The organism is Acinetobacter sp. P1(2025) (assembly GCF_051390655.1).
Lineage (GTDB): Bacteria > Pseudomonadota > Gammaproteobacteria > Pseudomonadales > Moraxellaceae > Acinetobacter > Acinetobacter junii.
In genome coordinates, this window is sequence record NZ_JBPKBJ010000046.1 from 1 (window position 1) to 26,815 (window position 26,815).

General features: G+C 37.9%; 23 protein-coding genes and 1 pseudogene. 11 read left to right on the forward strand and 13 right to left on the reverse strand.

Annotation, left to right across the window (positions count from 1 at the left end; translation table 11 throughout):
* The first annotated feature begins 171 nt into the window (after nucleotides 1-171).
* From ACSC97_RS12160 to ACSC97_RS12185, 6 genes and pseudogenes are all read left to right on the forward strand, one after another.
* Nucleotides 172-1,134: a ribonuclease Z gene (locus ACSC97_RS12160; RefSeq protein WP_436661209.1), complete on the forward strand. Its 963-nt coding sequence runs from the start codon at nucleotides 172-174 to the stop codon at nucleotides 1,132-1,134.
* A 298-nt stretch (nucleotides 1,135-1,432) separates the two neighbouring features.
* Nucleotides 1,433-2,701 (forward strand): RtcB family protein, encoded by a 1,269-nt coding sequence (locus tag ACSC97_RS12165; protein ID WP_436661179.1) that lies wholly within the window; start codon nucleotides 1,433-1,435, stop codon nucleotides 2,699-2,701.
* Nucleotides 2,702-2,730: 29 nt separating this feature from the next.
* A pseudogene (locus tag ACSC97_RS12170) lies at nucleotides 2,731-3,282 on the forward strand (hypothetical protein).
* 26 nt (nucleotides 3,283-3,308) lie between these two features.
* Complete coding sequence (locus ACSC97_RS12175) at nucleotides 3,309-3,767, forward strand: DIP1984 family protein (protein ID WP_130576419.1); 459 nt, start codon at nucleotides 3,309-3,311, stop codon at nucleotides 3,765-3,767.
* A 258-nt stretch (nucleotides 3,768-4,025) separates the two neighbouring features.
* On the forward strand, nucleotides 4,026-5,075 hold the full coding sequence (gene rtcA / locus ACSC97_RS12180; protein ID WP_436661181.1) for an RNA 3'-terminal phosphate cyclase: 1,050 nt from the start codon (nucleotides 4,026-4,028) through the stop codon (nucleotides 5,073-5,075).
* Between the two features lie 12 nt (nucleotides 5,076-5,087).
* Nucleotides 5,088-5,657, forward strand: a complete 570-nt coding sequence (locus ACSC97_RS12185; protein ID WP_436661183.1) for an RNA 2'-phosphotransferase — start codon at nucleotides 5,088-5,090, stop codon at nucleotides 5,655-5,657.
* A gap of 18 nt (nucleotides 5,658-5,675) precedes the next feature.
* Here the strand turns inward: ACSC97_RS12185 and ACSC97_RS12190 are convergent, their stop codons facing one another.
* The 5 genes from ACSC97_RS12190 to pheA form a co-directional block, all read right to left on the reverse strand.
* Nucleotides 5,676-7,136, reverse strand: coding sequence for an aminoacyl-histidine dipeptidase (locus ACSC97_RS12190; protein WP_436661185.1), 1,461 nt, complete (start codon nucleotides 7,134-7,136; stop codon nucleotides 5,676-5,678).
* A gap of 163 nt (nucleotides 7,137-7,299) precedes the next feature.
* Complete coding sequence (locus ACSC97_RS12195) at nucleotides 7,300-8,730, reverse strand: formylglycine-generating enzyme family protein (protein WP_436661187.1); 1,431 nt, start codon at nucleotides 8,728-8,730, stop codon at nucleotides 7,300-7,302.
* Nucleotides 8,731-8,968: 238 nt separating this feature from the next.
* Entirely contained in the window at nucleotides 8,969-9,352 is a 384-nt protein-coding gene (locus tag ACSC97_RS12200) for a hypothetical protein (RefSeq protein WP_004954029.1), read from the reverse strand.
* Nucleotides 9,353-9,620: 268 nt separating this feature from the next.
* Nucleotides 9,621-11,870, reverse strand: a complete 2,250-nt coding sequence (locus tag ACSC97_RS12205) for a bifunctional prephenate dehydrogenase/3-phosphoshikimate 1-carboxyvinyltransferase (protein WP_436661189.1) — start codon at nucleotides 11,868-11,870, stop codon at nucleotides 9,621-9,623.
* Between the two features lie 107 nt (nucleotides 11,871-11,977).
* On the reverse strand, nucleotides 11,978-13,087 hold the full coding sequence (gene pheA, locus ACSC97_RS12210) for a prephenate dehydratase (RefSeq protein ID WP_004911627.1): 1,110 nt from the start codon (nucleotides 13,085-13,087) through the stop codon (nucleotides 11,978-11,980).
* A 301-nt stretch (nucleotides 13,088-13,388) separates the two neighbouring features.
* Between pheA and ACSC97_RS12215 the strand changes: the two genes are divergently transcribed.
* Nucleotides 13,389-14,015 carry a hypothetical protein gene (locus ACSC97_RS12215; RefSeq protein ID WP_436661191.1) on the forward strand — a complete coding sequence of 209 codons (627 nt, stop codon included), beginning with the start codon at nucleotides 13,389-13,391 and terminating at the stop codon, nucleotides 14,013-14,015.
* Nucleotides 14,016-14,055: 40 nt separating this feature from the next.
* On the opposite strand, the gene ACSC97_RS12220 is transcribed toward ACSC97_RS12215, so the two are convergent.
* A complete protein-coding gene (locus ACSC97_RS12220; RefSeq protein ID WP_436661193.1) occupies nucleotides 14,056-15,201 on the reverse strand; it encodes an acyl-CoA dehydrogenase family protein in 1,146 nt (381 codons plus the stop codon).
* 243 nt (nucleotides 15,202-15,444) lie between these two features.
* On the opposite strand from ACSC97_RS12220, the gene ACSC97_RS12225 reads away from it, so the two are divergent.
* Complete coding sequence (locus ACSC97_RS12225) at nucleotides 15,445-16,443, forward strand: glycosyl transferase family protein (protein WP_404490538.1); 999 nt, start codon at nucleotides 15,445-15,447, stop codon at nucleotides 16,441-16,443.
* A gap of 41 nt (nucleotides 16,444-16,484) precedes the next feature.
* On the opposite strand, the gene ACSC97_RS12230 is transcribed toward ACSC97_RS12225, so the two are convergent.
* Together ACSC97_RS12230 and ACSC97_RS12235 are read right to left on the reverse strand one after the other, a co-directional pair.
* Complete coding sequence (locus ACSC97_RS12230; protein ID WP_042890965.1) at nucleotides 16,485-16,757, reverse strand: YeaC family protein; 273 nt, start codon at nucleotides 16,755-16,757, stop codon at nucleotides 16,485-16,487.
* Nucleotides 16,754-17,662, reverse strand: coding sequence for an NAD(+) kinase (locus ACSC97_RS12235; RefSeq protein ID WP_005402512.1), 909 nt, complete (start codon nucleotides 17,660-17,662; stop codon nucleotides 16,754-16,756). The genes ACSC97_RS12230 and ACSC97_RS12235 overlap by 4 nt, the downstream gene beginning before the upstream one ends.
* 234 nt (nucleotides 17,663-17,896) lie before the next feature.
* On the opposite strand from ACSC97_RS12235, the gene mrcB reads away from it, so the two are divergent.
* Both mrcB and ACSC97_RS12245 read left to right on the forward strand, forming a co-directional pair.
* Complete coding sequence (gene mrcB / locus ACSC97_RS12240; protein ID WP_436661196.1) at nucleotides 17,897-20,302, forward strand: penicillin-binding protein 1B; 2,406 nt, start codon at nucleotides 17,897-17,899, stop codon at nucleotides 20,300-20,302.
* Nucleotides 20,303-20,322: 20 nt separating this feature from the next.
* Complete coding sequence (locus ACSC97_RS12245; RefSeq protein WP_039047850.1) at nucleotides 20,323-20,883, forward strand: tetratricopeptide repeat protein; 561 nt, start codon at nucleotides 20,323-20,325, stop codon at nucleotides 20,881-20,883.
* A 4-nt stretch (nucleotides 20,884-20,887) separates the two neighbouring features.
* On the opposite strand, the gene ACSC97_RS12250 is transcribed toward ACSC97_RS12245, so the two are convergent.
* Nucleotides 20,888-21,796 (reverse strand): thiamine phosphate synthase, encoded by a 909-nt coding sequence (locus ACSC97_RS12250; protein WP_436661198.1) that lies wholly within the window; start codon nucleotides 21,794-21,796, stop codon nucleotides 20,888-20,890.
* A gap of 176 nt (nucleotides 21,797-21,972) precedes the next feature.
* Between ACSC97_RS12250 and hemP the strand changes: the two genes are divergently transcribed.
* Nucleotides 21,973-22,143 carry a hemin uptake protein HemP gene (gene hemP, locus ACSC97_RS12255; RefSeq protein WP_004638676.1) on the forward strand — a complete coding sequence of 57 codons (171 nt, stop codon included), beginning with the start codon at nucleotides 21,973-21,975 and terminating at the stop codon, nucleotides 22,141-22,143.
* A gap of 79 nt (nucleotides 22,144-22,222) precedes the next feature.
* On the opposite strand, the gene ACSC97_RS12260 is transcribed toward hemP, so the two are convergent.
* From ACSC97_RS12260 to ACSC97_RS12275, 4 genes are all read right to left on the reverse strand, one after another.
* A complete protein-coding gene (locus ACSC97_RS12260; protein ID WP_436661201.1) occupies nucleotides 22,223-23,563 on the reverse strand; it encodes a sensor histidine kinase in 1,341 nt (446 codons plus the stop codon).
* Nucleotides 23,564-23,567: 4 nt separating this feature from the next.
* The gene (locus ACSC97_RS12265; protein WP_436661203.1) at nucleotides 23,568-24,227 is read right to left on the reverse strand and encodes a response regulator transcription factor; all 660 of its coding nucleotides are present in this window, start codon (nucleotides 24,225-24,227) and stop codon (nucleotides 23,568-23,570) included.
* Nucleotides 24,228-24,330: 103 nt separating this feature from the next.
* Complete coding sequence (locus tag ACSC97_RS12270; protein ID WP_436661205.1) at nucleotides 24,331-24,696, reverse strand: NirD/YgiW/YdeI family stress tolerance protein; 366 nt, start codon at nucleotides 24,694-24,696, stop codon at nucleotides 24,331-24,333.
* A gap of 85 nt (nucleotides 24,697-24,781) precedes the next feature.
* Complete coding sequence (locus tag ACSC97_RS12275) at nucleotides 24,782-26,539, reverse strand: GspE/PulE family protein (RefSeq protein ID WP_436661207.1); 1,758 nt, start codon at nucleotides 26,537-26,539, stop codon at nucleotides 24,782-24,784.
* Nucleotides 26,540-26,815 lie beyond the last annotated feature (276 nt).

Sequence of the window (26,815 nt, forward strand, 5' to 3'; positions counted from 1 at the left end):
TTCTACGTTTGATTGGTTTTGGAAAAAAAGAAGAATTTAAGAAAGTGCTCGCAATTTTAAGAAAGAAAAAGCCTGATAGGACAAGGGCCCTATGAAATTTGTCGTGTACAGAGAATATTTTATAAATGTCTATCATATACAATACGTATTTAAGTGAAAAAAACCAACAATATGCTTCATTTTACTTTTTTAGGCACATCTTCTGGTGTACCCACCCTAACACGCAACGTTTCTGCACTAACCATCCGCAACAGCAAGAATAAAGACTGGATATTGGTCGATGCTGGTGAAGGCACACAGCATCGCATTCAACAGGCTAGACTTTCATTACAGAACTTAGTTGCGATCTGCATTACCCATGTTCATGGTGATCACTGTTATGGATTAGTTGGTTTATTGGCCAGTGCAGGTATGAATGCCCGTACTGCACCTTTAACCATTATTGCCCCAAAAGAAATTCAACAATGGATTGAAGTTACAGCCCAATTAACGGATTTACATTTGCCCTATCCACTCAATTTTATCAATGTGAATGAAGCCGCTCAAATACTACAGATAACAGATGAACTTTCAATTCAAGCCCATCCACTCAGTCATCGTGTACCCAGTTTTGCATTTAGTATTATTGCGCAATACACCCAAAAGAAATTAAATACTCAGGCTTTAATTCAACTCGGCGTAGCAAAAGGCAAAGTTTGGGGCGATTTACAGCAAGGCTTAGACGTCCAGTTAAATGAGCAAACCTTAAAAGCAGCTGATTTTATTCAAACCCAAACGCAACGTGTACATGCGATTGTCGGTGGAGATAATGATCGTCCTGAGTTGTTGGCACAAGCTTGCCAAGATGCTCAACTCCTAATTCACGAAAGCACTTACACTCAAGCTATTTTAGATAAAGTGGGTTCAGGCCCAATGCATAGTTCCGCCAAAATGGTGGCTGAATTTGCACAAAAACATAATTTAGGCAATCTCATTCTGACGCATTTCAGTCCACGTCATCAGGATCAAATTGGGCTAAAAGCGATTGCAGATGAAGTCCACCAATATTATCAGGGTAACTTTTATTTAGCTGATGATTTCGATCAATTTAGCTTAGATATGACAGGTCAACTTAAAAAAATTGATAAATCTTAACAGATCACCTTATATTTAATCTATCAATAACATCTTAGGATAGGTAGCCTATCTTTTAAGATATTTAAATATTATTTTAGATATAAAAATATCGACAAAATCATCTACGAACATGCTTTTAAAAATGTTTTAAAAAATTATTTCTATTAAATATCAAATACTTATATAGTGATTAAATTAAATTTTAAAAAGTTGGCATAGTCGCTGCAATATTATAAGTACACAACATCACTGGGATATTGTGAATATCACCTGCCTGTAAACGCTTGGCAGGCAGGCTTTGAAAGGAAAAATGAAAATGTCTGTCGTTGAACAAATCAACCAACAAGCTCAATTTGAACAAGAACAACAAAAACGTACTTATCAAGTTCTACAGAATGAAAAAGGCATGCCTGTAAAAATGTGGACCAATGGCGTAATTGTTGATGACAACTCAAAACAGCAGTTATTACAAACGGCTCAAATGCCATTTATTTATAAATGGATGGCAGTGATGCCAGACGTTCACTTTGGTTTAGGTGCAACGATTGGAAGCGTAATTCCAACCAAAGGAGCGATTATCCCTGCTGCCGTCGGTGTGGATATTGGGTGTGGAATGATGGCGACTCGTACCAGCTTAACAGCATCAGATTTACCAGATAATTTACATGTTTTACGAACCGAACTTGAACGCTTGATTCCACATGGAATGACCAAACGTGGACGAGATAAAGGTTCTTGGGAAACACCACCTGAAATGGTAGATCAAGCTTGGGGAGGTTTGGTTGCAGACTTTGAGTTGATTTGTGCTAAACACCCTCGCCTAAAAAATACCAACAACCGCAAGCAGTTGGGAACTTTAGGTACAGGCAACCACTTTGTAGAAATCTGTTTAGATGAACATGATCATGTTTGGATTATGTTGCACTCAGGTTCTCGTGGTGTCGGTAATGCCATCGGTAACCATTTTATTGAGCTCGCACGCAAAGATATGCAGAAGCACTTTATTAACTTACCCAATAAAGATTTGGCATATTTAGTTGAAGGAACTGAGCATTTTGATGATTACTGGTTTGCTGTAGGTTGGGCACAACGCTTTGCCATGAAAAATCGTGAAATCATGATGCAGTCAGCGATTAAAGCTTTAGCAACAATTATTCCAAAACCATTTAATGCAAAATTGGAAGCGGTGAACTGTCACCATAATTATGTGGAAAAGGAAGAACATTATGGCGAAGAAGTGATAGTCACTCGTAAAGGTGCTGTCAGCGCCAAACTTGGACAATATGGAATTATTCCAGGTTCAATGGGTGCTAAATCCTTTATTGTTCGAGGACTTGGAAATCAGGAATCGTTTTGCTCATGTTCGCATGGTGCAGGTCGTGTGATGAGCCGTGCGGAAGCCAAACGTCGATTCACTGTTGAAGATCAGATTGCCCAGACTGAAGGTGTGGAATGCCGTAAAGATGCGGCTGTGATTGATGAAATTCCATCAGCTTATAAACCGATTGAAGATGTGATGAATGCACAAAAAGATTTGGTTGAAGTAGTTTATACATTACGACAAGTGGTTTGTGTAAAGGGATAGATACCTGAGCACAACCAGAAGATGAGCATATGTTTGTCCAATTAGATCATTTGAAGACCAAACATTTACAATCTAATCTTGATGCCATACAAGCCGTATTTGAAGTTTTTTTGTTTGATGTCACACATCAAACAGAATCTTCAAATACGCTGACTACTCATCAACAGATGCTATTGAATTGTGAAAGTTTATCCTTAGAAAGAACATCATACTTGAACTCACTAGCCATAGAGGAATTAGATCGCAGCCTAGTAAATCTTAATTGTTTGGACAAACTAATCTATTTTCTGGACACAATTGGTTTTTGAGCTTGTTAGAGGCAATCATTGATCCACCCTATGGAACAACCCTTGCCCAGTCTCATCGAGTAGCATTCTTCAAAACATTTACGCAATTATGTCTTTTAACTGAAAAAGACTGTGAAATATATGATTGGGTTGGCTACCCAGGTAGTGGTCGAGATAACGATTCCGAATGGAATGATTATTTTGAACCCGGCCGAGAATGGTGGGGGAATTGGTACTGTCTACTCACCACAGCTAAAGAAAGGCTGTTTACTACCTGCAAGCTCAACAGATTAAAGAATAAATTTTTAGGAAAATAAAAGATGAAACTCGCAGAAGCACTTTTACTTCGAAGCGATCAACAAAAAAAGCTCGCTTCATTAAAACAACGGATCAACGCCAATGTATTGGTACAAGATGGTGATGAACCTAGTGAAGATCCAAATGAACTGATCAAACAGGTATTTGCTTTAACTCAAGAAAGCAATCAATTGATTTGTCGTATTCATTTGACCAATGCACAAGCAAGACTTGAGGATGGCAAAATATTGCTATCCCTTCTAAGCTCAAGGGATAGTTATGTAGAACAACATAAGATTCTGATTAATGCGATTGCCAATACGCATCGTGAACCCGACCGTTATAGCGCTCGTGAAATCAAGTGGCAGAAAGTTATCCCAGTTTCTAGTTTACAAAAACAAGCTGATGATATCAGTGCCAAACTGCGTGATATAAACATCAAGATTCAAGCTTTAAATTGGCAGATTGATTTAGTCGAATAGACAACAAATTTTGTGGATTTAGTTCACAAGCACAGTTTGGACATACTGGGCGAGTACAAGATCCTGCTTTACTCCGATCTGAGGGATTGAAAATAATTCAGGCAGCTATGGCAGCATGTGAGCCGTGCATCAATCTTCACTGATTAGGCTCAGCACCATGTACCTAGCAAACCTTTGCCAAAAGCAAAGTCACGCGTTACTTCGCATTACCATGTACTGACAGTATGTTCATTAAATTACAAAATAAGGAAAATAGACGTGAATAAGGCTTTGGCAAATATGCCAGCAACCATCCAAATTGATGGTTCACAAGGTGAAGGTGGTGGACAAATTTTAAGAACCGCCCTTGCCCTTTCAATGATTACAGGTCAAGCATTTGAATTAATCAACATTCGCGCTGGGCGTAAAAAGCCAGGCTTAATGCGTCAGCATTTAGTCTGTGTACAGGCATCTCAACACATCAGCCAAGCTTATGTAGAAGGTGCTGAACTCCATAGCCAGCATTTATATTTTGCGCCACAGCATGTACAAAATGGAAAATACCAATTCCAGATTGGTTCAGCTGGAAGCACAACACTGGTTTTACAAACTCTTTTACCTGCTTTGTTATTACAAAATGAAGCCAGTGAACTCACAATTTCCGGAGGTACACATAACCCGCTTGCACCAACAGCAGATTTTATCGAGCATTGCTTTTTACCAGCATTAGAAAAACTTGGAATAGCGGTCGAGTTTAAATTAAATAAAGCAGGCTTCTTCCCGATTGGTGCTGGTGAAATTCAAATCAAGATTCAGCCTTGGCAACATCGAAACAAACTAAATTTATTAGATCGTGGTGCTTTGCAAAGTACTGAGGCTTTTGCAGCAGTACTCAACCTTTCCGAAGAAGCACAAATTGCACAACGGGAACTTGCAACGTTAAATAAAAGATTGAAATTAGATACTCAGCAGCAATTCCATTTAAATGGCATCAGTCAAGGCAATACAGCGTATGTCAAACTTGAACATCAACATCACGTTCAGCTATTCACGGCTTTAGGTGAAATGCGCAAAAGTGCAGAACAAATAGCCAATTATTTGGCTGAACAAGTGAAGCAATATATTGTTTCTCAAGCTACGGTGGATGAGTATTTAGCAGATCAGTTGTTATTGCCTATGGCATTGGGTCAAGGCGGTCACTTTACGGCTCAATGCATCAGTGAACATACTCGCACCCAAGCAGCAATGATAGAAAAATTTATTGATTGTAATATTGAGTTTATCGAACTTGAAAAAACTCAATTTCAAGTCAATGTACACGTTAAATAATGAAGATTAGAAATGAAATCACATACTCAAACAAGTAAATTCTTAAGTTTAATCCTAAGACATAAACCTGAGCAAATCGGGCTTCAACTCGATCAAGAAGGTTGGGCAAAGATTGCTGAGCTGATTGAAGCTGCGCAACAACACAATGTTCTTCTAGATGAGACACTCCTCCAAGCAATCGTAGAACAAAATGATAAAAAACGCTTCCAAATCTCAGACGATGGTTTGATGATCAGAGCTGTGCAAGGCTACTCAACAAGCACTGTACAGCGGCAAATGATTGCACTAAAACCACCACAATCTTTATATCATGGCACAGCGAGTCGATTCATAGATTCAATTCAGACGCAAGGCTTAATTGCAGGACAGCGTCATTATGTACATTTAAGTGAAAATAAAGAAACGGCTTTGAATGTAGGTCAACGCTACGGTAAGCCTGTGCTCTTCTTAATCAATACGATACAAATGCATAAAGATGGCTTTGAGTTTTATCAGGCAGAAAATGGTGTTTGGCTAACAAAGCATGTACCAACACAATATTTATCACTAAATGATCAGACCAATGCAGAATCATTGGTCTGATCTGATTCCGAGATTGAGTTAACGCACACTTTCCAAAGCCGTCACTAACAACGTCCAACATTTCTCGACCGTTTCTACTTTAACTCTTTCACCCGGCGCATGCGCCCCTTGAATATCAGGGCCAAACGATACCATTTGTAAATTCGGATAATGTTCCGCGATAATGCCACACTCCAAACCAGCATGAATCACTTTCAAGTTTGGCTCAATCTTAAATGCAGACTGATAAGCTTGTTGTAAACATTTCAATGCAGCCGAATCTGGATTTGGTGTCCAACCTGATACCAACGGCGTTAATTTAGATTGAATCTGGAAATTAGCAAAGTGCTGTTGAATGCTTTGTGCATGTGTCACAGCTTCTTGATTCACCATCGAACGAACCATAATTAAAGTCTTCGCCTCATCTTTAGTCAGTTTGACCACACCAATATTATTCGAGGTTTCAACCACATCAGGTAAAGCACGACTCCACTGTGAAATACCATATGAACACGTTGCCAATGCCTGCAACCAAGCTTGTTGCTGTTGTAAGATAATAACTTCATTTATCTGATTAGCATTCTGCTGTACGGTGATTTGCAACTGATCATCAATGCCTTGTAACTTTTTTTGCCATTCAGCTTGTATCACAGCAACTGCTTTTTCTAGCTCAAGTAATTGCCCCGATTTAATTGCAATTGTTGCTACAGCTTCACGTGGGATAGCATTGCGTGCTGTTCCACCGATAAACTCGACCAATCGTCCATTTGTTTGCGATAAATAATCATTCAGGAAATTGGCTAAAATCACATTGGCATTTCCACGCCCCAAATGAATATCAACACCTGAGTGACCACCTTTCAATCCAGATACCAACAGATCAACAAAAATCAAATTTTCAGGTGCTGGTTCATATTGAAGTGACTGTCCTACTTCTAGATCAATACTGCCTGCACAGCCAAGATAGAGCTCACCCCATTCTTCGGTATCAATATTAAATAACCATTGCCCTGTTAAAACACCCGACTCAAGCAAACGAGCACCGCTCATTCCTGCTTCTTCATCAATAGTGAGTAGGACTTCAATCGGACCATGCGCAACATCATTTGATTCTAATACAGCAAGTGCAAGTGCTACTCCGATACCATTATCTGCGCCCAATGTCGTGTTTTCAGCAATAAGCCAGCCATCTTTTAATACAGGTTGAATGGGATCTTTAAAGAAATCATGTTGAGTACCACGATTTGCCTGAGTCACCATATCTAAGTGTCCCTGCAAAATCACACCTGCAACTTGCTCTCTACCCGCTGTAGCAGCTTTTCGAATAATTAAATTACCAATGTCATCAACATAGGTTTCTAGGTTGCGCTGTTCCGCCCAATCTTTTAGATGTTGTCTTAACTGTTGTTCGTGTTTTGATGGTCGTGGAATCGTACACAAAGTCTCAAAATGTCGCCAAACCACTTGGGGAGATAGTTTAGAAAAATCAAACTGTATCATACAGTTATACTCACAAAAATAATGTATATGATGGATTTAAATATACTTAAATCATTAAAAAGTAAATATTCAATCAACGTAAATTTAGTTTATTTCTTAGCTTAAAACTTACGTCGTTTTAATAAAAATGATCAATCATTCCTTAGTGAACTAAAAGTGATAACTAAATTTCACGAACTAAGCGGAATCCCCACATGATCGAACGTGCTTGAGAAGTTACATAAGCATTTCGATAGGCTGTTCGAGCATTATAAGTGTTGTATATCCATGCACCTCCACGTAACACAGGGAAATTACATTGTCCGTTATTCTCCTCACCCCAAATACGATTAGTTACAGGTGCATTCTCATAATTTGAGTGCCAACAATCATCTACCCACTCCCGTGCATTTGCTGTCATATCGTATAAACCAAAGTTGTTTGGTATAAACTTCCCAACAGGTGAGGTATAAGCATAGCTATCAGTACAATTAAATAAGTTCCACGAGCTTGTTTGTGGCAATGCAGAAACTGTGGTTGGATCTAACACATTTGCATATTTACAAGCTTGATCTCGATTCAAATCATCACCCCAGTAAAATGCAGTCGAAGTTCCTGCACGAGCAGCATATTCCCATTCGACCTCTGTAGGTAAACGGTAGGTTTGCCCTGTTTTTTTGGATAACCACTCTGCAAATGCTCTCCCATCTTCACGGCGTACACATACAACAGGATCTTGCGGCGTTTGGTTCATACCTGCGTTAGTTGGGTTTAAATCATCTCGATACCAGATATTAAAAATCCCATCACGTGCTTCCCAATTACGACAGCCTTGTACCTGCCAGCCAGTTTCCTTTTGAAATGCTTGAAACTCTGCAATGGTTGTTTCATATGTAGACATAGCAAATGGCTTTTCGATTCTCACCATGTGTTGGTGTAATTCATACGGTCGCGACTGAGCGGGAACATTTTGTTGTTCTTGCTCTTGCAGATTTCCACCCATCAAAAAACTACCAGAAGGAATAACCGTCATTTCTGGACAAAAACTATCCGAACAGTCTTTAAACTTTGTTTTTTCTGGTGTTGCTTCATTAATGTTTGTATGTGTTAAAGCTGCTAATTTAATTTTAGGATTCATATTAGGAGTGTTATTTATTTGACGAATCAATAAATTTATAGTCCCTTGCCATTCGCTTAACATCTCTCTTAACATCGCTGGTCTTTCAATACTAACCCCTGTGCCGTCATAATCTGGAGCATTACATCTAGCTCTTAAAGTAGTGGACTCTTCAGTAAGCTGGATAAGTTTTGGAATAATTTGCTGTTCCAATAACAAACTTAAGTTATTTGTACTATTAAGCTTTGTTCTTAATTCTAAAGCTGATTTCTCAGCAATCTCTGCATCATTTATCACCTTTGAATAAACACTATCACATTGATTTTCTTGCCATACTAAATTTTGACTAAGTGTTTGTAGTGACGAAATTGTTCCATCGACTAATTTTTGGTTAGAAGCATTGTTAGTTGTATTTTTATCATCGCTATTACATGCCGCAAGTAAAGAAACGAACAATACACTAAAGCCTTTAAGATAATTACTAGATATAGTGGTCATATTAATTCTCTGGAAAAGTATTATGAATTAAAGGAGGAGATTGAGTAATTCTTTGTTAAAAATCACTTTTAAATTAATAGAAAAGTAGCTCAAAATTCAAACACTATTATTTTTTCATTTGTTAATTTTTATTAAATAATGTCACTATAAAAATAAATATTTCTAATTAATATTAATAAAAAAGTGGATCAACAGATTTGTTATCCACTTTAGATATATAGAGCTAAAAAATATGTAATTAAGATTTCCAAACAAAATCAGAAAAACTATGTTCAGCTTTTAAACTATTTTCAACAGCTTGAGCTAATTGACGAATAATGCTTTGTGTCTCTATACGTTCAAACCATGCTTGTTCTTGCTGTGGATTGGCTGAAATTTGACACAAGATATGTCCTTCCGCATCTTGCTGAGAACATAAAATAGAGAGTGGCAAATGATGGTTATCTATACGAACTTCAATCTTTTGATGTTCATGTCGAATGTGTTGAGCATCAAAACCATATTGTTCTAATTGCTTATACAATAACGCTGCTACATACTCTTGAGTAATGTAACATTCATTCGGTGGATGATCGATCAATCCATGTTTTGGGCAATCTGCTATGAATTGCAACGTTCTCATGGTATTCCCTCTATTTTTATGTTTTTTAACTCTGGATCGCAGAGTAAAGCCTACTGCAGCGGTATGAATTATTATATATACAATTGTCTTTAATTGATTAGCCGATTGTCTTACTTCTTGTTCAAATTTTAGGAATTTCGACCCGATTAGATATGTACAAAGCAAAACTTAATTATTTTTCAATCGAGATGAGAGATTTGAAACTTTATTGTTATAAATCAGCTTGAGATAGCAGCATTTATTGAATTAAATGCTGCTATCCTACAAATTATTGGTTCACAACTTGTAAATCCAAACCAGCAGCATTTGCTAGTTCAGTAAAAGTTGGGAAACTAGTCGCAACTGTCTCTGTACCATGAATTGTAATCGCACCAGCAGTTCTTAAACCAGCAATACTAAAACTCATTGCTATGCGATGGTCATGGTGTGATTCAATCTCACCACCATTAAAGATTGCAGACCAATCACCTGATTTGCCCTTACCTTCAATAATGATACCGTCCTCTGTTGGCGTACAATCGATGCCCATGATTTTCAAACCATCTGCCATCACTTGGATACGATCAGATTCTTTGACACGTAATTCAGCAGCGCCAGTTAATACTGTTTGACCTTCCGCACATGCTGCAGCAATGAATAATGCTGGAAACTCATCAATTGCTAAAGGTACTTGATCTTCAGGCATGTGAATACCTTTGAGTGTACGAGAACCTTTGATATGAATATCTGCGATAGGTTCACCACCTGCAATACGCTCATTTTCTACCGTCAAATCAGCGCCCATTTGTTTAAGAATTTCGATCACACCAGTGCGTGTTGGATTGATTCCAACAGCTTCAAGAACTACATCAGCACCTTCTGTGATTGCGGCACCCACCATGAAGAATGCAGCCGATGAGATATCAGAAGGAACTTGAATATCAGTACCGACTAACTTACCACCACCAACAAGTGAGATTTTATTGCCTTCGGTTTTCACATCATAACCAAAAGCACGCAACATACGTTCTGTGTGATCACGCGTTGGCTCTGGTTCTGTTACCGAAGTTTCACCTTCAGCCCATAAACCTGCTAGTAAAATACCTGATTTAACTTGAGCAGAAGCCATTGGTAAGTCGTAATCAATACCCTTTAAAACTTGGCTACCCGTAATGCTAACTGGTGGTGTACCTTTCTCACCTGTGGTTTGAATTTGCGCTCCCATCAAACGCAATGGTTTTGCAATACGCTCCATTGGACGCTTAGACAGCGACGCATCACCTGTCATGACTGAATCAAATCTTTGAGCAGAAAGCATTCCAGACAACAAGCGCATACTTGTGCCTGAATTACCCATGTATAAAGCACCAGCAGGTGCTTTTAGACCTTGCATACCAACGCCATGAATCGTCACTTCACCATTCTTTGGACCTTCGATGCTCACTCCCATATCACGAAAAGCTTGGAGAGTTGCTAAAGCATCTTCGCCTTCCAAGAAACCTGTTACATGAGTTGTGCCTTCTGCAATCGCACCAAACATGATAGAGCGATGTGACACAGACTTATCACCTGGTACGGTGAATTTACCTGTAAATGTTTTCTTTCCGGGCAAAATGGTAAATTGCTGTGTCACCTTGTTTTTCTCCATCAAAGGTTTTTTGGCTAACATATGATTAAAGTGTTGGCGTGCAGCTTGCGCATGGCCAAGCAAACCCATCAATGCTTGTGAATCTTCTTGTTCAATCAGTTTCTTCAAAACTGATAACTGCTGTTCAAAACCCTCTACAGCATTCAAGATTGCAGTTTTATTGGCAAAGAAAATGTCATGCCACATCTGAGGATCGCTTGCTGCGATACGTGAGAAATCACGAAAACCACCTGCAGCATAGCGAAAAATGTCAAAATTATCTTCACGGTTTGCAAGCTGCTCAACTAAATTAAATGCCATCAAATGTGGTAAGTGGCTTGTATGTGCAAGCACTTCATCATGCTTCTTCACATCCATGCATATAACTTCTGCTTTTGCAGCAGACCATAGTTGAATCAACTTCTCAACAGCCCAATCTGCACTAGTCGGTAGTGGCGTCAAAATCACTTTATGATTGGCAAATAAATCAACTTTACCCGCATGCACACCTGTATGTTCGGCACCTGCAATTGGATGTCCTGGTACAAAACCTATAGGTAAATCTTCACCAAAGACCGCTTTAGCAGCTTCAACCACATTACCTTTAGTGCTACCAACATCTGTGATGATGACATTTTCAGTTAGATAAGGTTTGATCTGTTCAAGTACTTTTTGCGTCGCTCTGACAGGTAAGGCTAAAACAATTAAATCTGCATCTTGAACAGCTTCTTCAGGTGTTGCATAACCGTATTGAATAAGCCCTAGTGTTTTGGCATCTTCTAATGTTTTTTTTGAGCGTGTTGACGCAACAATTTGACCAGCAAGCTGTTCTGCCACAATCACACGAGCAAGACTCGACCCTATCAGCCCAAGCCCAATAAATGCAACTTTATTAAATAATGGTTGAGACATAAAACATTTTGCCTATCTGAAAATCTCCCTAACCTCTCTTTTAAAAAAAGATCGGAAAGTATCTCCCTTTAAAAAGGGAGACTGAAACGGATTTAAAATAAATTGAACTATAAAACAGCGATAGGATATGAACCCAAAACTCGCAATTCTTTTACATTAGGTCGAATTTCATCTAATGCTGCAGCTACATTTTCTTGATCAATATGCCCTTCCAAATCAATGAAGAAAACATAAGCCCATTTCTCAGGAAGCGCTGGACGAGTTTCAATACTAGTCAAACTAATTTTATGTTTGGCAAATGGCGCAAGGATTTCCAATAAAGCACCCGCACGATCATGTGCAGAGATCAGTAAAGACGTTTTATCATTACCACTTTGTGGAATTTTCTCGCGACCAATCACAAGGAAACGAGTCGTATTTTCAGGGTTATCTTCAATATTGCTATGTAATATCTCTAAATTATACATACTTGCAGCAATATCTGATGCAATAGCGGCAGAATGCCACTCATTACGAATACGGCGAGCAGCTTCCGCATTTGAATTAAGCGCTACACGCTCTACACCTGGATAATGCGCATCTAACCATTTGCGACATTGAGCAAGGGTTTGTTGATGTGCATAAATCTGTTTGATGCTGTCTTTACGAGTATTTTCAGATACGAGAAATTGATGATGAATGCGAAGTTCTACTTCACCAATCACATTTAATGTAGATGATTTAAAGCAATCTAAAGTGTGGTTTACGATACCTTCTGATGAATTCTCAACTGGAACAACACCATAATGCGCACCACCAGCTTCAACTTCACGGAACACTTCATCAATCGTTGGCAATGGGCGCACAACTGCATCTTTACCAAAATGTTTTAGCACAGCTGAATGCGTATATGTACCTTCAGGACCTAAAAATGCAATGCTTTGAGGTGCTTCAAGTGCTAAACAAGCGGACATGATTTCACGAAATAAACGTGCCATCGTCGCATCAGACAATGGACCTTGATTACGCTCCATCACCTTGCGAAGAACTTGAGCCTCACGTTCAGGACGATAAAATAATGGGTTTTCTTCAGCTGCAAATTTCGCTTTTGCTACAGCTTCAGCCAGCGTAGCTCGACGGTTAAGTAATTCTTGGATTTGTTGATCAACACTATCTATATCATTACGAATTTGTTCTAAATTAAGTGACGTCGATGTGTTTTGTCCATCGTTTACCATTGAATGCAGCCTCAGCAAAATCATCTATATAAATGGGTTACAATTCATCTATGAACTGTTATGCGAAGCTAGTATAACAAGACTTTAACGCTTTAAACACGCGAAGATTTAACTCTTTTTGCTTAGGTCAAAGCCCTTGCGTATTTTTATAAATGGTTTTTCGCAAATCATTACAATCCCGACCTTTGTTTTTAAAATTATTCATCAAGCATCAGATTCCGCTTTATTCAATCACAACAGACAAAATTCAATCAAGTTTGATAAAATCTGTAATAAATAAAAATTGATACCATCCATGATAATGAATATAAAAACACCTTTACTGATTAGCGTAATCGCCACAAGTCTAGCAGGATGCATAGGCTGCTATAATCCAACAGGATGTAATAAAGATTCTTCACCCTATTATGTTACAACGACAACAACTCAAATCAGAGGAATAACTGTTCCTAACGCAACCAAACTCAAATACAAATCAAAAAATTCATTTCAAAAAGACCAACAGCAACATCCATTAAATGAAAAAGATTTAACAAGCATTGAACTTCCACCAAATACGGCGATCAATTGGGGAGGAATGCCCTCTTATCTATTTATCAAATTTTTTAATTCAGAAATGAAAGGCTATTCTATTTATCCTGTTAAAGAGCTGAAACCTCAAACAGAAAATTCATTCGTAAAGCTCTGGAAAAGTTGTGATAGTGCATTGGACGTTACTTTGAAAAATCCAAATGATTGGTCATTTAATCCAGAGAATATGGAAGTTACAGGATGTAGTGTGAATATTCAAAAAAGAAGCCAATATAATAATCATTGGCCAAATCAAGATGAAGCAGATAAATTTCTGCTTGATATCAATCGTGCTTTACAAAAGCTCCCTAAACAGAAAACTTATCCAGTGATTCAATATTCAACAGAAGAACAATAAAAAAGCCTGCTAAAAGCAGGCTTAGGATATCAAAGTCGGCTTATGATTTACCAATCAATCCACGAGCTACGATTTCTTTCATAATCTCGTTGGTACCACCATAAATACGCTGAATACGAGCATCAACAAAGAAACGTGAGATTGGATATTCAGTCATATAACCATAACCACCAAATAACTGAAGTAAGTTATCAGATACCTTCATTTGCATATCTGTACTGAAACTCTTCAGTGCAGCAGCCGTTTCAACATCTAACTTACCTTCCATATAAAGCTCTACGTTCTGATTGTAGAAAGCTGCTGTTGCAAACTCATCAATCTTCGCTTGAGCCAATACAAAACGCGTATTTTGGAACTGCGAAATTGCCTGACCAAATGCTTGACGCTCTTTTACATAAGCAGTAGCTAAATCAATTGCACCACGAATTGCACCTAAAGCTGTAGATGCAATTGCTGTACGTTCACGAGGCAATTCTTGCATCAAATAAGCAAAACCAGAACCAGCATTACCAAGCAATTGATCTTTAGGTACTTTGACATTATCAAAGAACAATTCAGATGTATCTTGCGAGTGCAAGCCAATTTTATCGAGGTTAGTACCTTTCTTGAAACCTTCGAGATGTGTATCGACCAATAGTAAAGATACACCCTTAGCACGTGCTTGTGGATCAGTTTTTACTGCAAGAACAACAACATCCGCATGTTGACCATTTGAAATAAATGTTTTTGATCCATTCAGAATATAGTGATCACCTTGTAGGATTGCACTAGTACGCATTGCCTGTAAATCAGAACCCGCACCTGGCTCGGTCATACCTATTGCACCAACTGCCTCACCTGATACCATTTTTGGTAACCAATATTGTTTTTGCTCTTCTGTACCAATATGTTGAATATAAGGAGCAGCAATTTCAGAGTGACATGAAATTGCTGTCGATAAAGCACAATATCCCGCACGAGCAGACTCTTCAACCAACATCAATGAATAATGTGTTGGCACACCATAGCCACCGTACTCTTCAGGTACATCTACACATAAGAAACCATTTTCACCCAGTAAATTCCAAACTGAGCGCGGCATAATGCCTTCACGTTCCCATTGATCGTAATGTGGAGCAACATGCTCACTCATAAAGCGTTTGAAATTATCACGGAAGAGTTCCAAATCTGCATCGTAAGCTAACATCGCTATTTCCTTTCGCTTTCTTTGTTCTTAAAAGTTTGTTTCGCAGTCATGCTAATGATTTTTCAAGTTGATGTCATGGTCCGTTTGCATCAATTCGCTAGACTGATTCGGTCAATAATTTCGCTTGTAATGTTTAATATTTCGCCAAAACAAATTAAACCGAATTTATCTCAGCGTTTATTACTCAACACAGCCAACTTTATGTCATATTATTTTCTAGTTATCGATCACATCAGAATTATCATGAATACCAAACGAAATATTTATAAAACCGCAGAACATCCGTTTGCTCAATATGTTCGTATTTTAGGTAAAGGTAAAACAGGATCGCGCTCTTTAAGCTATGAAGAAGCATATCAAGCATTTAGCATGATTTTGAAAGATGAAGTGCTAGATGTTCAACTTGGCGCATTTTTAATGCTTTTGCGTGTCAAAGAGGAATCTGTTGATGAACTTGCAGGTTTTGTTCAAGCAACACGAGATCAACTCAACTTTGAATCTTTAGATGTTGATCTAGATTGGTCTTCATATGCTGGAAAACGTAAGCATTATCCATGGTTCATTCTTGCAGCTTTAACATTAGCTCATCATGGTTATAAAATTGTAATGCATGGAGCATCGGGTCACACAATTAACCGTGTTTATACTGAACAGGTATTAGAATATTTAGGCTACCCAATTTGCCATAATCAACAAGAGGTAAAACAGCAACTTGAACAGCATCATTTTGCTTACTTACCACTTGAAACAATATCACCTATTTTAAGTGATCTAATATCACTCAGAAATGTAATGGGTCTTCGCTCACCAATTCATACACTGGCACGTTTAATTAATCCATTTAATGCAAAGGCAACTTTACAGGCAATTTTTCACCCGGCTTACAGATCATCACATCAGCAAACAGCTTTTCGATTAGGTTATAAAAATAGTGCTGTGATAAAAGGTGAAGGTGGTGAATTTGAGCGTAATCCTGATGCCAAGACTTTAATTTGTGGGATTAAAAACGGTGAATTGTACGAGCATGAACTACCTAAACTGACACCAGATCGTAGTCCTATTGAAGAAGAACTTGATTTAGCAGTGTTTAAAGCAGTTTGGTTGGGTGAGCAAACACATGAATATGGTGAAATGGCTGTGATTGAAACAATGGGAATTGCTTTATATACGATGGGTACTGTAAATAGTTATGTTGAAGCTATGGCTAAAGCGAAAGAACTTTGGGAAACACGAGTGCACTAGGTATAAAATAAAAAGCTCAGTTAATACTGAGCTTTTTATAATTAAACAAAACGAATCGGTTTAAATTCAGGTTCATTCTTGTGATGATCGTCATCACATTCCTCACCTTCTTCTTTTGTACCACGATCGATATAACCGCTACGCTGTTCTTGAGGTAAATTTTCCATTTCCCAGGCGTATACAGCCTGCATACAAATCTCGCGCTGCTCTTTAGTCAATGCAATACCATTTGGCCATTTACCAATTTCAACAGCTGTTTTAAGACGCTCAACGATTTCAGGATTTAAAATAGCGAGCATTTGTTCAATATTCATGATTCATCCTGTTGAAAAGATTCAAAATCTTGATTCCAACCCAGTTTAGTACGGCAAGCCATATAAAAATCATAACCAGGTGGATGTAATAAGCTTAGTTTAAACGGATGTTTACGAATATGCACTGTGTCACCAACATTTAATGCCACACTGTGTTGTCCATCTGCGCTCACCATCGGTAATACGCGATTTTCTCGTATCGTAATTTTAACTTCACTATGCCCACCAACGACGATTGGTCTTGATGAAAGCGTATGTGGGTGCATCGGAACTAACGCAATCGCATCCATGCTCGGATGTAAAATAGGTCCACCACCAGATAAAGCATATGCTGTTGAACCTGTTGGCGTTGAAACAATTAAACCATCACTATGTTGTCGATAAACATACTGACCATCGATGCTCAGCTCAAAATCAATCATATGAACTGATTTTCCTGAGTGCAAAACTACATCATTTAATGCAATTGCATCATAAATCGTTTCATTGTTAGTTCTTACTTCCATTTCTAATAAGAAACGGCGATCTAACTGAAAATGTCCTTGCAAAACCTGATCAAGTTTAAAAATTGCCTCAGCAGGCTTGATGTCGGTTAAAAATCCTAGTCGCCCTCGGTTAATCCCAATCACTGGTGTGTTGTAACGAACTAAAGCACGTGCTGCATGGAGTAAAGAACCATCCCCTCCTACAACAATCACGAGATCTACAACTTCACCAAGTAAATTTCGGCTAACTGTTTGTCCATGACTATACGGAACGAGTTGTGCAGTTTCTTGGTCGAATACAGGGTTTAAACCTAAAGTGATCAAATGATCATGGATTAAACATAACGTTTCTACAACAGAATACTTGTCTGGTCGCCCAATTAGACCAATATTTCGAAAGGATTTATGTGAAATTTGCACGAATAATTCAGCTCCGTCGCGATTCCTGCCTATCATAACATTAACAGTGCAAATTTCGTTGATGATTGATTAAAAAGTATAAAAATGTATATCCGTTGTTTTTTTATACGAATAATGTCAACACTTTCTTAAAGTTTTTATTTCATGTTGCTATTTATTGACAGTTTTATGATTGCAAATTGCTTATAAGCTATCGCATCATTACCCTCATTGTTTTGGTTTTATCGCAAATCTATGAAGTGTGAACGTGGTATCGGTTTTCTAGCACTAATTTTTTCAATTTTAGTGATCGGTGTATTTATTGCTTTTAGTATCTATTTGATCCGTTTAGATAATATTATCCGCAATAAGTTTGAGGGGCAGCGTTGGGATATTCCTGCCAAAGTATTTGCTCGTCCTTTAGAAATCTATGCGAACGCGCCGATTACTCAAGAGAATTTTACTCAAGAGTTAAAACTATTAGGCTATAAAAACACTTCTAATTACGATAAATCTGGAAGCTATGTTGTTCAAGGCAGTCAAATGTATGTCCACACTCGTGGTTTTGATTACGGTGATACAACTGAACCAGAGCAAGTGCTTGAAGTTGCATTTATCGACGGTCAAGTGAGTGAAATTAGATCAACAAAACCATCAAATACGGGTGTTGCTCGTTTAGAGCCTTTATTGATTGGTGGTATTTACCCTCAACATAATGAAGATCGCGTACTCATAAAATTAAATAAAGTACCAAAACCGTTGATCGAAGCACTTATTTCAACAGAGGATCGAAATTTTTATCAACATCATGGTGTCTCGATTCGTGGTACAGCTCGTGCTTTAGTGAGTAACGCAACTGGCGGAAAACGACAAGGTGGTTCAACACTAACACAACAATTGGTCAAGAACTTCTACCTTTCTCCTGAAAAAACGCTTAAAAGAAAAGTAAATGAAGTGTTAATGGCTTTATTGATTGAACTTCATTACAGCAAAGATGAAATTCTTGAAGCTTATCTAAATGAAGTGAATCTTGGACAAAATGGCAACTACTCAATTAATGGTTACGGTTTAGCTTCACAATTTTATTTTGGTTTACCATTACGTGAACTTAATATTTCTCAGCAAGCATTCTTAGTAGGTTTGGTTCAAGGTCCATCATTATACAATCCTTGGCGCAATCCAGAATCAGCTAAAAAACGTCGTGACATCGTATTGAATAACATGTTGGTCATGGGCTATTTAACAGAAGCTGAATATCAAGATGAAATTGCACGTCCTTTAAATGTTGTCAGTAAACCAACTTTAGGACCTGCTAAATTCCCAGATTTTCTTGATATTGTTCGTCGCCAACTACGCACAGAATATCAAGAAAGTGATATTACCAATCAAGGCTTAAAAATCTTTACGACACTTGATCCAATAGCTCAAACTCAAGTTCAAAGTGCTTTTAAAAGCTCTGTAGAACGCTTAGCAGGTAGCAACCCTTCTCGTTTAAAGAACCTTCAAGGTGCTGTTCTTGTTGCCCATCCTGAAAATGGTGAGTTAATCGCAGCTGTTGGTTCTACTCAAGATTTTACTGGATTTAACCGCGCACTTGATGCTAAACGTCAGGTTGGTTCATTACTCAAACCAATTATCTATTTGAATGCAATAGAATCTGGTCGCTACACATGGGCTACCCCTATTGAAGATACTGCTGTCAATATCCCTATTGATGGAGATAAAAGTTGGACGCCTAAAAACTATAGTGGTGGCGAACATGGCGTAGTACCAATGCAACAGGCATTAGCAAATTCATACAACTTATCTACAGTACGTCTTGCCAATGAGTTTGGCTTATCAACCTTTAGTAATAAATTAAAGCAATTTGGAGTAACTTCAGACATTCCAGCTTATCCTTCAATCTATCTAGGTGCAGTCAATATGTCACCGATGGAGGTATTAAGTATTTATGGAAACTTCGCTACTGGTGGTTTCAAATATCCACCTCGCTCAATACGCACTGTTGTTGATGCTAAAGGTCGTTTATTAGAACGATATGGTCTAAACGTACAACAAACGATTGACCCTGCTGCGGCATATATTTTGAATTATGGTTTACAACAAGTAATGCGTTCAGGTACAGGTCGTTCAGCATATAGCAGTTTACCTGAGTCTCTAAATTTAGCTGGTAAGTCAGGCACAACAAATGATACGCGTGACTCTTGGTTCGCAGGATATTCTGGTAATCATGTTGCGGTAGTTTGGTTAGGTTTAGACGACAACAAAATAACAGGTTTAACAGGTTCATCAGGCGCTTTACCTGTTTGGACGAATGTCATGAAGCAACTTCGCCAAGAACCCGTGAATTTACGTCAAACAGATAATGTTCAATGGCAATGGATTGATAGTGCTAGCGGTGATTTATCTGCTCAAGGTTGTGATGGTGCAATGTATATTCCTTTGCTTCGCCAAACAGTTCCCCGTCGAGCTACTACTTGTGGTTTATCTCACTATGAAGTTGAACCGACTTACAACCCATCGACTGAAGACAATCAAGGCAATGAAAGCGATGGTATTAGTAACTACATTCGAGAAAGTGAAACAGAAATGGACAATGATTTATCAAATCACTCCTCTACAAGAATTATTTCTAGCGGTAGCTACAACGGCGAGAATTAAACTCAAAGGAATGATTTGAAATGATGAAAAAAGTAACAGTTCTTACTGCTATGTTAGTTATGGGTGGCTGTACCCTAACACCTGAAAAGAGCACTTCAAAACCGATGAATCAGCCATCAACCACCACAACTCAAAAGAAGAAGGTTACACCACCTTCTTCGGGTGTAAAAATTACACCTTATGAGCAAAAAGAAATAAAACGTAAAAATGTGGAGGTTGTTGTACCACAACAAAAAGTACAGCAGAAATTTAATGACGGGAGTCAGTTACCTGCATTTAGAACATTAATGCAGAAGACTCAAGCGGCATATAAACAGAAGCAACTCGCTGAAGCTGAACGATATGCTTTGCAGGCTCAGCGTATTGCACCTCAAGCGTCTGAAACTTACCTTTATCTAGCCTTAATTGCAGATCAACGCAAACAGTATGCAAATGCTGAAGCTTTAGCACGTCGTGGGTTAAGTTATGCACAAAGCAACTCAATGAAAAAACAACTCTGGATGATCGTACTTAAAGCCAGCGAAGCACGAAACCATCCTGTCAAAGCTCAAGAAGCACGTCGAGCAATTCAAGCTCTTTAATTGGTTAAATTGAACTGAATTGTCCTATTCCAGCAAGCCCATAAGCATTATGTTTTTGTGCTTGTTTTAAATCAGCTGGTGCAACACCTCCTAGAGCAAAAACTGGAATATCACTATTTTGAGCTAATGCTGCAAATCCGTCCCAACCAAGTACTTTGCTATTTGGATGAGTTGCTGTCGGATTTACAGGGCTTAAAAAAATCGCATCACAACCAATCTGATGCGCATGTTGTACTGAAACAGCATCATGGCAAGCAGCGATATAACGTTTAGCTACAACCAAATCACCCTTTTTCAGTTGCATTAACTGAGATTGTTTAAGGTGGACTGTTTTAATTTTTTCTTGCAACACTGTATTTAATTGTTGCCAAACATCCACATTAACAATCAACTTCAATAATTGCTGTTCAGACAATTTAATTAATTGCTGTTGAAGTTTTTCAATGTCTTTACTTTCTATACGTAAATACATTTGTGAATTAGTTTCTGGTAATTCATCAACTTGATCACTAATTTTGATCAAGTGAGACCAGATCAATCGCTCTATAATCGTTGAATTTGCTTTTGGAAAGTTTAAGTCCGCGAGTTGATCTCTACTAAACCAAGACCATGGTTGATGGATTAAATTTAAAAGCTCATCAGGAACATACGCATGGAAGAGATGTAAAGTAACAATAATATCGTCATATTCATGTCGAATAATATCGAACTGATGCCACTCCTTTAATCCGATTCCTACCTCCTCATAGACCTCTCTGCGGCAAGCTTGTTCAGGTGTTTCACCTTCCTCAATTTTCCCACCAGGAAATTCATGCTTATTACCTTGATGTTGGTTTGCTTGTCGCCATCCAACTAGCACTTTTGATTTATGTAATAGAATTGCGATTGCAACATCAACAGTAGCTTTTGCCATAACCATCTAAAATCCTTGATATTTTAAAATTCATTCTAATGAGTTTGTAACTCAATTCACATGTCAAAGAATAAATAATTTGATCATTTTGTAAAATAATGAAATTTGCATTGACAGGCCTATTCGATAATGATTATCATTTAAAACATTAAAAAACACACCACGGAGCATAACAAATGAACGCACCTTTTAATCTTTTTACCCGCAGTACAGATTCAGCTCAATCGTTGCCAATGTTACATTCAAACAACTTGTTTGCCTTAGGACGTGAAATTCGTATCATGCATGCAGGTGAAGAGTATCGCCTACGCCTTACTCGTAACAATCGATTAATTTTAACTAAATAAGATTAATAGAAGAATAAACGTATAAGAACAATAAACGTGGGAATAGCAGTATGTCAGCGCGTACTGCTCTTTTTGTTCGTTAAATAGTTTTAGGCAATTGTATTTGTACCTTTAATCCACCAATTGATGATTGTGCAAAAGTGATCCTACCACGATGAAGTTCTATTATTTTTTTACAAATTGATAACCCTAAACCTGAACCTTGTGTTTTCGTTCCCAACACCCTAAAGAATCGCTCACCTAAACGTTCTAACACTTCTGTATCGAGTCCTGCACCTTGATTTTCGATTGTTAAATTAATGTAATCTGAATCATCATCCAGTTTTATATGAATTGAATAATTCGCTTCTGAATATCGAATTGCATTATCTAAAATATTTCGCAGGCAGGTATAAATTAATTGTTGATTAGCAAAAATATCTAACTTCTTACCAATTAAGATATTTTTATAAACAATTTCCAAATTTTTTGTTTCGATCGCAGTTGAAAAGTCAGATAAAAGAAGTTTGACCATTTCATTTAAATCAAAATATGTCTTTGGCAAATGTTCTGGATGTTCAGGATCTAAACGCGCGAGTAAAAGTAAATTTTCCAGTGTTTGAATTCCACGAGAGACATCTAATTGTATGCTATCTAGCTCTTTGGCACGTTCTGGATATTTTCGTTGTAATAATTGTAGGCGCAACTGAATCGCAGAGAGCGGTGATCTTAGCTCATGGGAAGCATCAGCAGTAAAGCGTTGTTCTGCTTTTAATGAATTATCTAAACGTTTAAGCAAATAATTCAATTGAGCTAGGATTGGTTGTAATTCCTTCACCTCAAATTCAGCAAGTTTAATGGGACTTAAGTCTTCTGCATTTTTTGCTGAAATTTGTTTAGAAAGTTGATGTACTGCTTTGAACTGTCGCTTAATTAAAAAATATAAGATCATCCATTGTAATGACCACACCATAAGTAAAATCAAGATGTAAGCTGCAAAACTGTGCAATAATTCCTCAAATCTTTCCTCTAAAGGTTGTATCACCAATACATTCATATTTGCTTGATGATCTTTCGCAACATAACTCCGCCACAATTGATGATTCTGCCAAAAGAATCCGTACTGATGATGATCATTAGGAAAAATGCGAGGTTCTTGATCTAATAGAAAACCTTCTGATTGTGTTAAAACAAGTTGTGAATTTTTCAATCTGTATTGAATATCAAATTGTTCACTTAACTCATCAATTTGCTTCCCTGAGCTGGTGGTTAGATCAGAAAGAAGCAGCATATCTGATATCTCATCCATGATTTCATCTTGCACATGCATGGTTTGATAAACAGAGACAACTACAAATATGAGTAGCGCTAAGCTGCCTACCATGACTGAGCTGATTAAGGAGGTCTTAATTAATTGATTTTGCAATGAGACGGTTTTCATTGGTTCAACCCAAGTTCATTCTGTAACCTAAACCACGAATAGTTTTGATTAGTTGGCTACCAATTTTTTTTCGAATTTGATATATAAAGACCTCTATCGCATTACTCTCAATCTCTTCTCCCCAAGCATATAATGATTCTTCGAGTTGCTCACGGGTGACAATATGATTTGGATTTTGCATTAACTTATATAGAATTTGAAACTCTTTAGCAGTTAAATTTACCGTTTCACCTGCTTTCAAAACGGTCTTCGCATTTGGATCGAGTTTTAAATCAGCAAAACAAAGGTATTCTCCTGTCTGCTTCTGAGATTGTCTTAGTTGTGCGCGGATTCTTGCAGAAAGTTCCTCTAAGTTAAAAGGCTTAACTAAATAGTCGTTTGCTCCTAAATCTAATCCCTCCACACGATCATGAATATGGTCCTTTGCGGTAATAAAAATCACTGGGATCAACAAATGTTGTTCACGAATACGCTTCAGAATGTCATCACCAGATGCATTAGGTAAACCTCTGTCCAGCAAAATACAATCATAATGATGCTGTTTTACTGCCAAGATAGCGTGGTCGCCTCGTTCAACCCAATCAACACTATAACCATCCATTTCCAGCCAGTCTTTAATACTTTCAGCCTGAGAAGCGTCATCTTCTGCTAATAAAATTCGCATAATAAGGTTCTCATAATGAATGACTACAATCTATGATGCCTTGAAAAGATCAAACTAGCAAAAAGCCACATGATTTCTCATATGGCTTGTTTAATTCAATCAGTTAAAACTGCACTTGATCGACATCAACTTCAACACGTTTCATCGGCTTATAATCGATATCAATCTCACCAATCAAAGTCACAGGAGTTTTAGCAGATACTGGTTTACCTTTCCATAAATCATCATCAATATCGACAGTCATAGAACCTGTTTGGTCACTAAACTGGTATTTTTCATCACCTGTTGCCTTCACAATATAACCTTTGAGCATAACAGGTGAATCATCTTTAAGTGTCAAAGCTTGTTTAACTGTTGTCGTTTGAGTCGGTGCTAAAGCCTGTTGATTAACTGCACCCGTGTTCGCTACAGCAAATGTTGTTGTAGCAACTAAGCCTAAAATTACAGCAATTTTAGAGAACATATTCATCTATTTACCCTTGTTTATGTATTCACTTTTGATAAAGCTATTTAAACAAAGCTAGATGAGGTGAATCTTAAGATTTCTACTTTGCTTAACTCAATGGTACGACACGGAGTACTTCTTCCAAAGTTGTTACGCCTTCAATCACTTTACGTGCACCTGCAATTCTCAAAGGTTCAACACCCTCTTTTTTCGCCTGTACTTTTAAATCATTCAAAGTTCCATGTGCACTAATCAAAGATTTGAGTTCGAGACTCACTGGCATAAACTCATAAATTCCTACACGACCTTTGTATCCTGTATGGCGACAGGTTTCACATCCAACCGCCTTATACATCGTTTCAGGCATTTCCATAATGTAATCAAAAGTCAGGTGTTCCCACTCTTGTTCATTCATTAGGGTTTCTTGTTTACATTGCGGACATAAACGACGGACTAAACGTTGTGCCAACACACCAAGAATGGTAGCAGCTGTTAAAAATGGTTGAACACCCAAATCATGCAGACGAGTTAAACTTGAAGGTGCATCATTGGTATGTAAAGTTGAGAGTACCAAATGTCCTGTGAGTGCGGCTTGAATTGCCATATTTGCAGTATCGTGATCACGAATCTCACCCACCATGATGATATCGGGGTCTTGACGCATCAAAGCTCGTACACCATCTGCGAATCCCAATTCAATCGTTGGATTAACCTGCATTTGGTTAAAACTTGGCTCCAACATTTCGATTGGATCTTCAATCGTACATACATTCACTTGTTCAGTAGCTAACTGCTTCAATGAGGAATATAGAGTTGTGGTTTTACCAGAGCCTGTTGGACCTGTTACTAAAATAATCCCATGACTATGTTGCGTTAATTGCTGCCAACTATGTAACAAATGTCCTTCAAATCCCAGTTGTTGAAAACTTCTAACCAAGACCTCAGGATCAAAAATACGCATCACCAACTTTTCACCAAATGCTGTAGGCAAAGTTGATAAACGTAACTCTGTTTCTTGTCCTTTAGGTGTACGCGTTTTCAAACGACCATCTTGTGGTTTACGTTTTTCAGCGACATTCATTCGACCAAGAATTTTAATCCGTGAAATCACGGCTGTGAGAGTATTTGCAGGCATATTATAAATTGTATGTAATACACCATCGATACGAAAACGTACCTTACCCTTTTCCTTGCGAGGTTCTAGATGGATATCGCTAGCACCTTGCTCGAAAGCAAATTGCAACACCCAATCCACCAATTTAACAATGTGCTGATCATTAGCATCAGGATTTTGGGTATCACCAAGCTGTAATAGAGCTTCAACACCCTTATTATCTCGATCGAAAGGACTAGAATTTTGAGAGGAATTTACAGCTCGACTGACTTGATAATACTCAACCAAATAGCGACGAAGCTGTTCAGGATTGAGGAGAACGGGTTCAACTTTTTTAGGACTGAGGCTCCTCTCTAAATTATTTTTCCACTCCAAAGAAAATGGTTGATCCGTACCAATCAGAATACGATCTGCATGTACTTCAACGGCAAGAATATGGTTCCGTACAGCAAACTCCTGCGACATAACCCCAGTTAAAACTGCTACGTCAGCTTTTAATGGATCAATAACAAACAAAGGAACTTGAGACTTTTCAGCCAACCAGAGACATAAGCGATTTAGTGTTAAGGTTTGCCCAGCATTTAGCTGGTCTTTTAAATTAAAGTTTGCTATCCATTGAAGAGGATGCCATTTCAATTGTTCTTTTTGGCGATGTGTAGTTTGTACCAATAATTTATCACGCTCATTGATTCTTCCGTCTTTTTGTAATTGTTCTAAACACCAAAAAATATCGATTTCAAAGTTAAACGTCATTGTTATACCCCAACTAATTTCTATAATATAACAGAGAACCAGCAGAATCTGTCAGATCATTTTGTAGATTCCAACTCAGTAAATACGCCTTGAAAACATAGACATAAGTTCAATAACTTGACTATAAATTTTGTAAAATTGTGATATAAGTTTTAGAAACAATTAGGGTCTGTTGACATTTGTTGATTAAAAAAATAGCGAGATAGTAAAATTAAATCGCCAAACCCAATTTTACACTCGCTATGCCTCGAACAATGCTAAATGATCAACACTGGT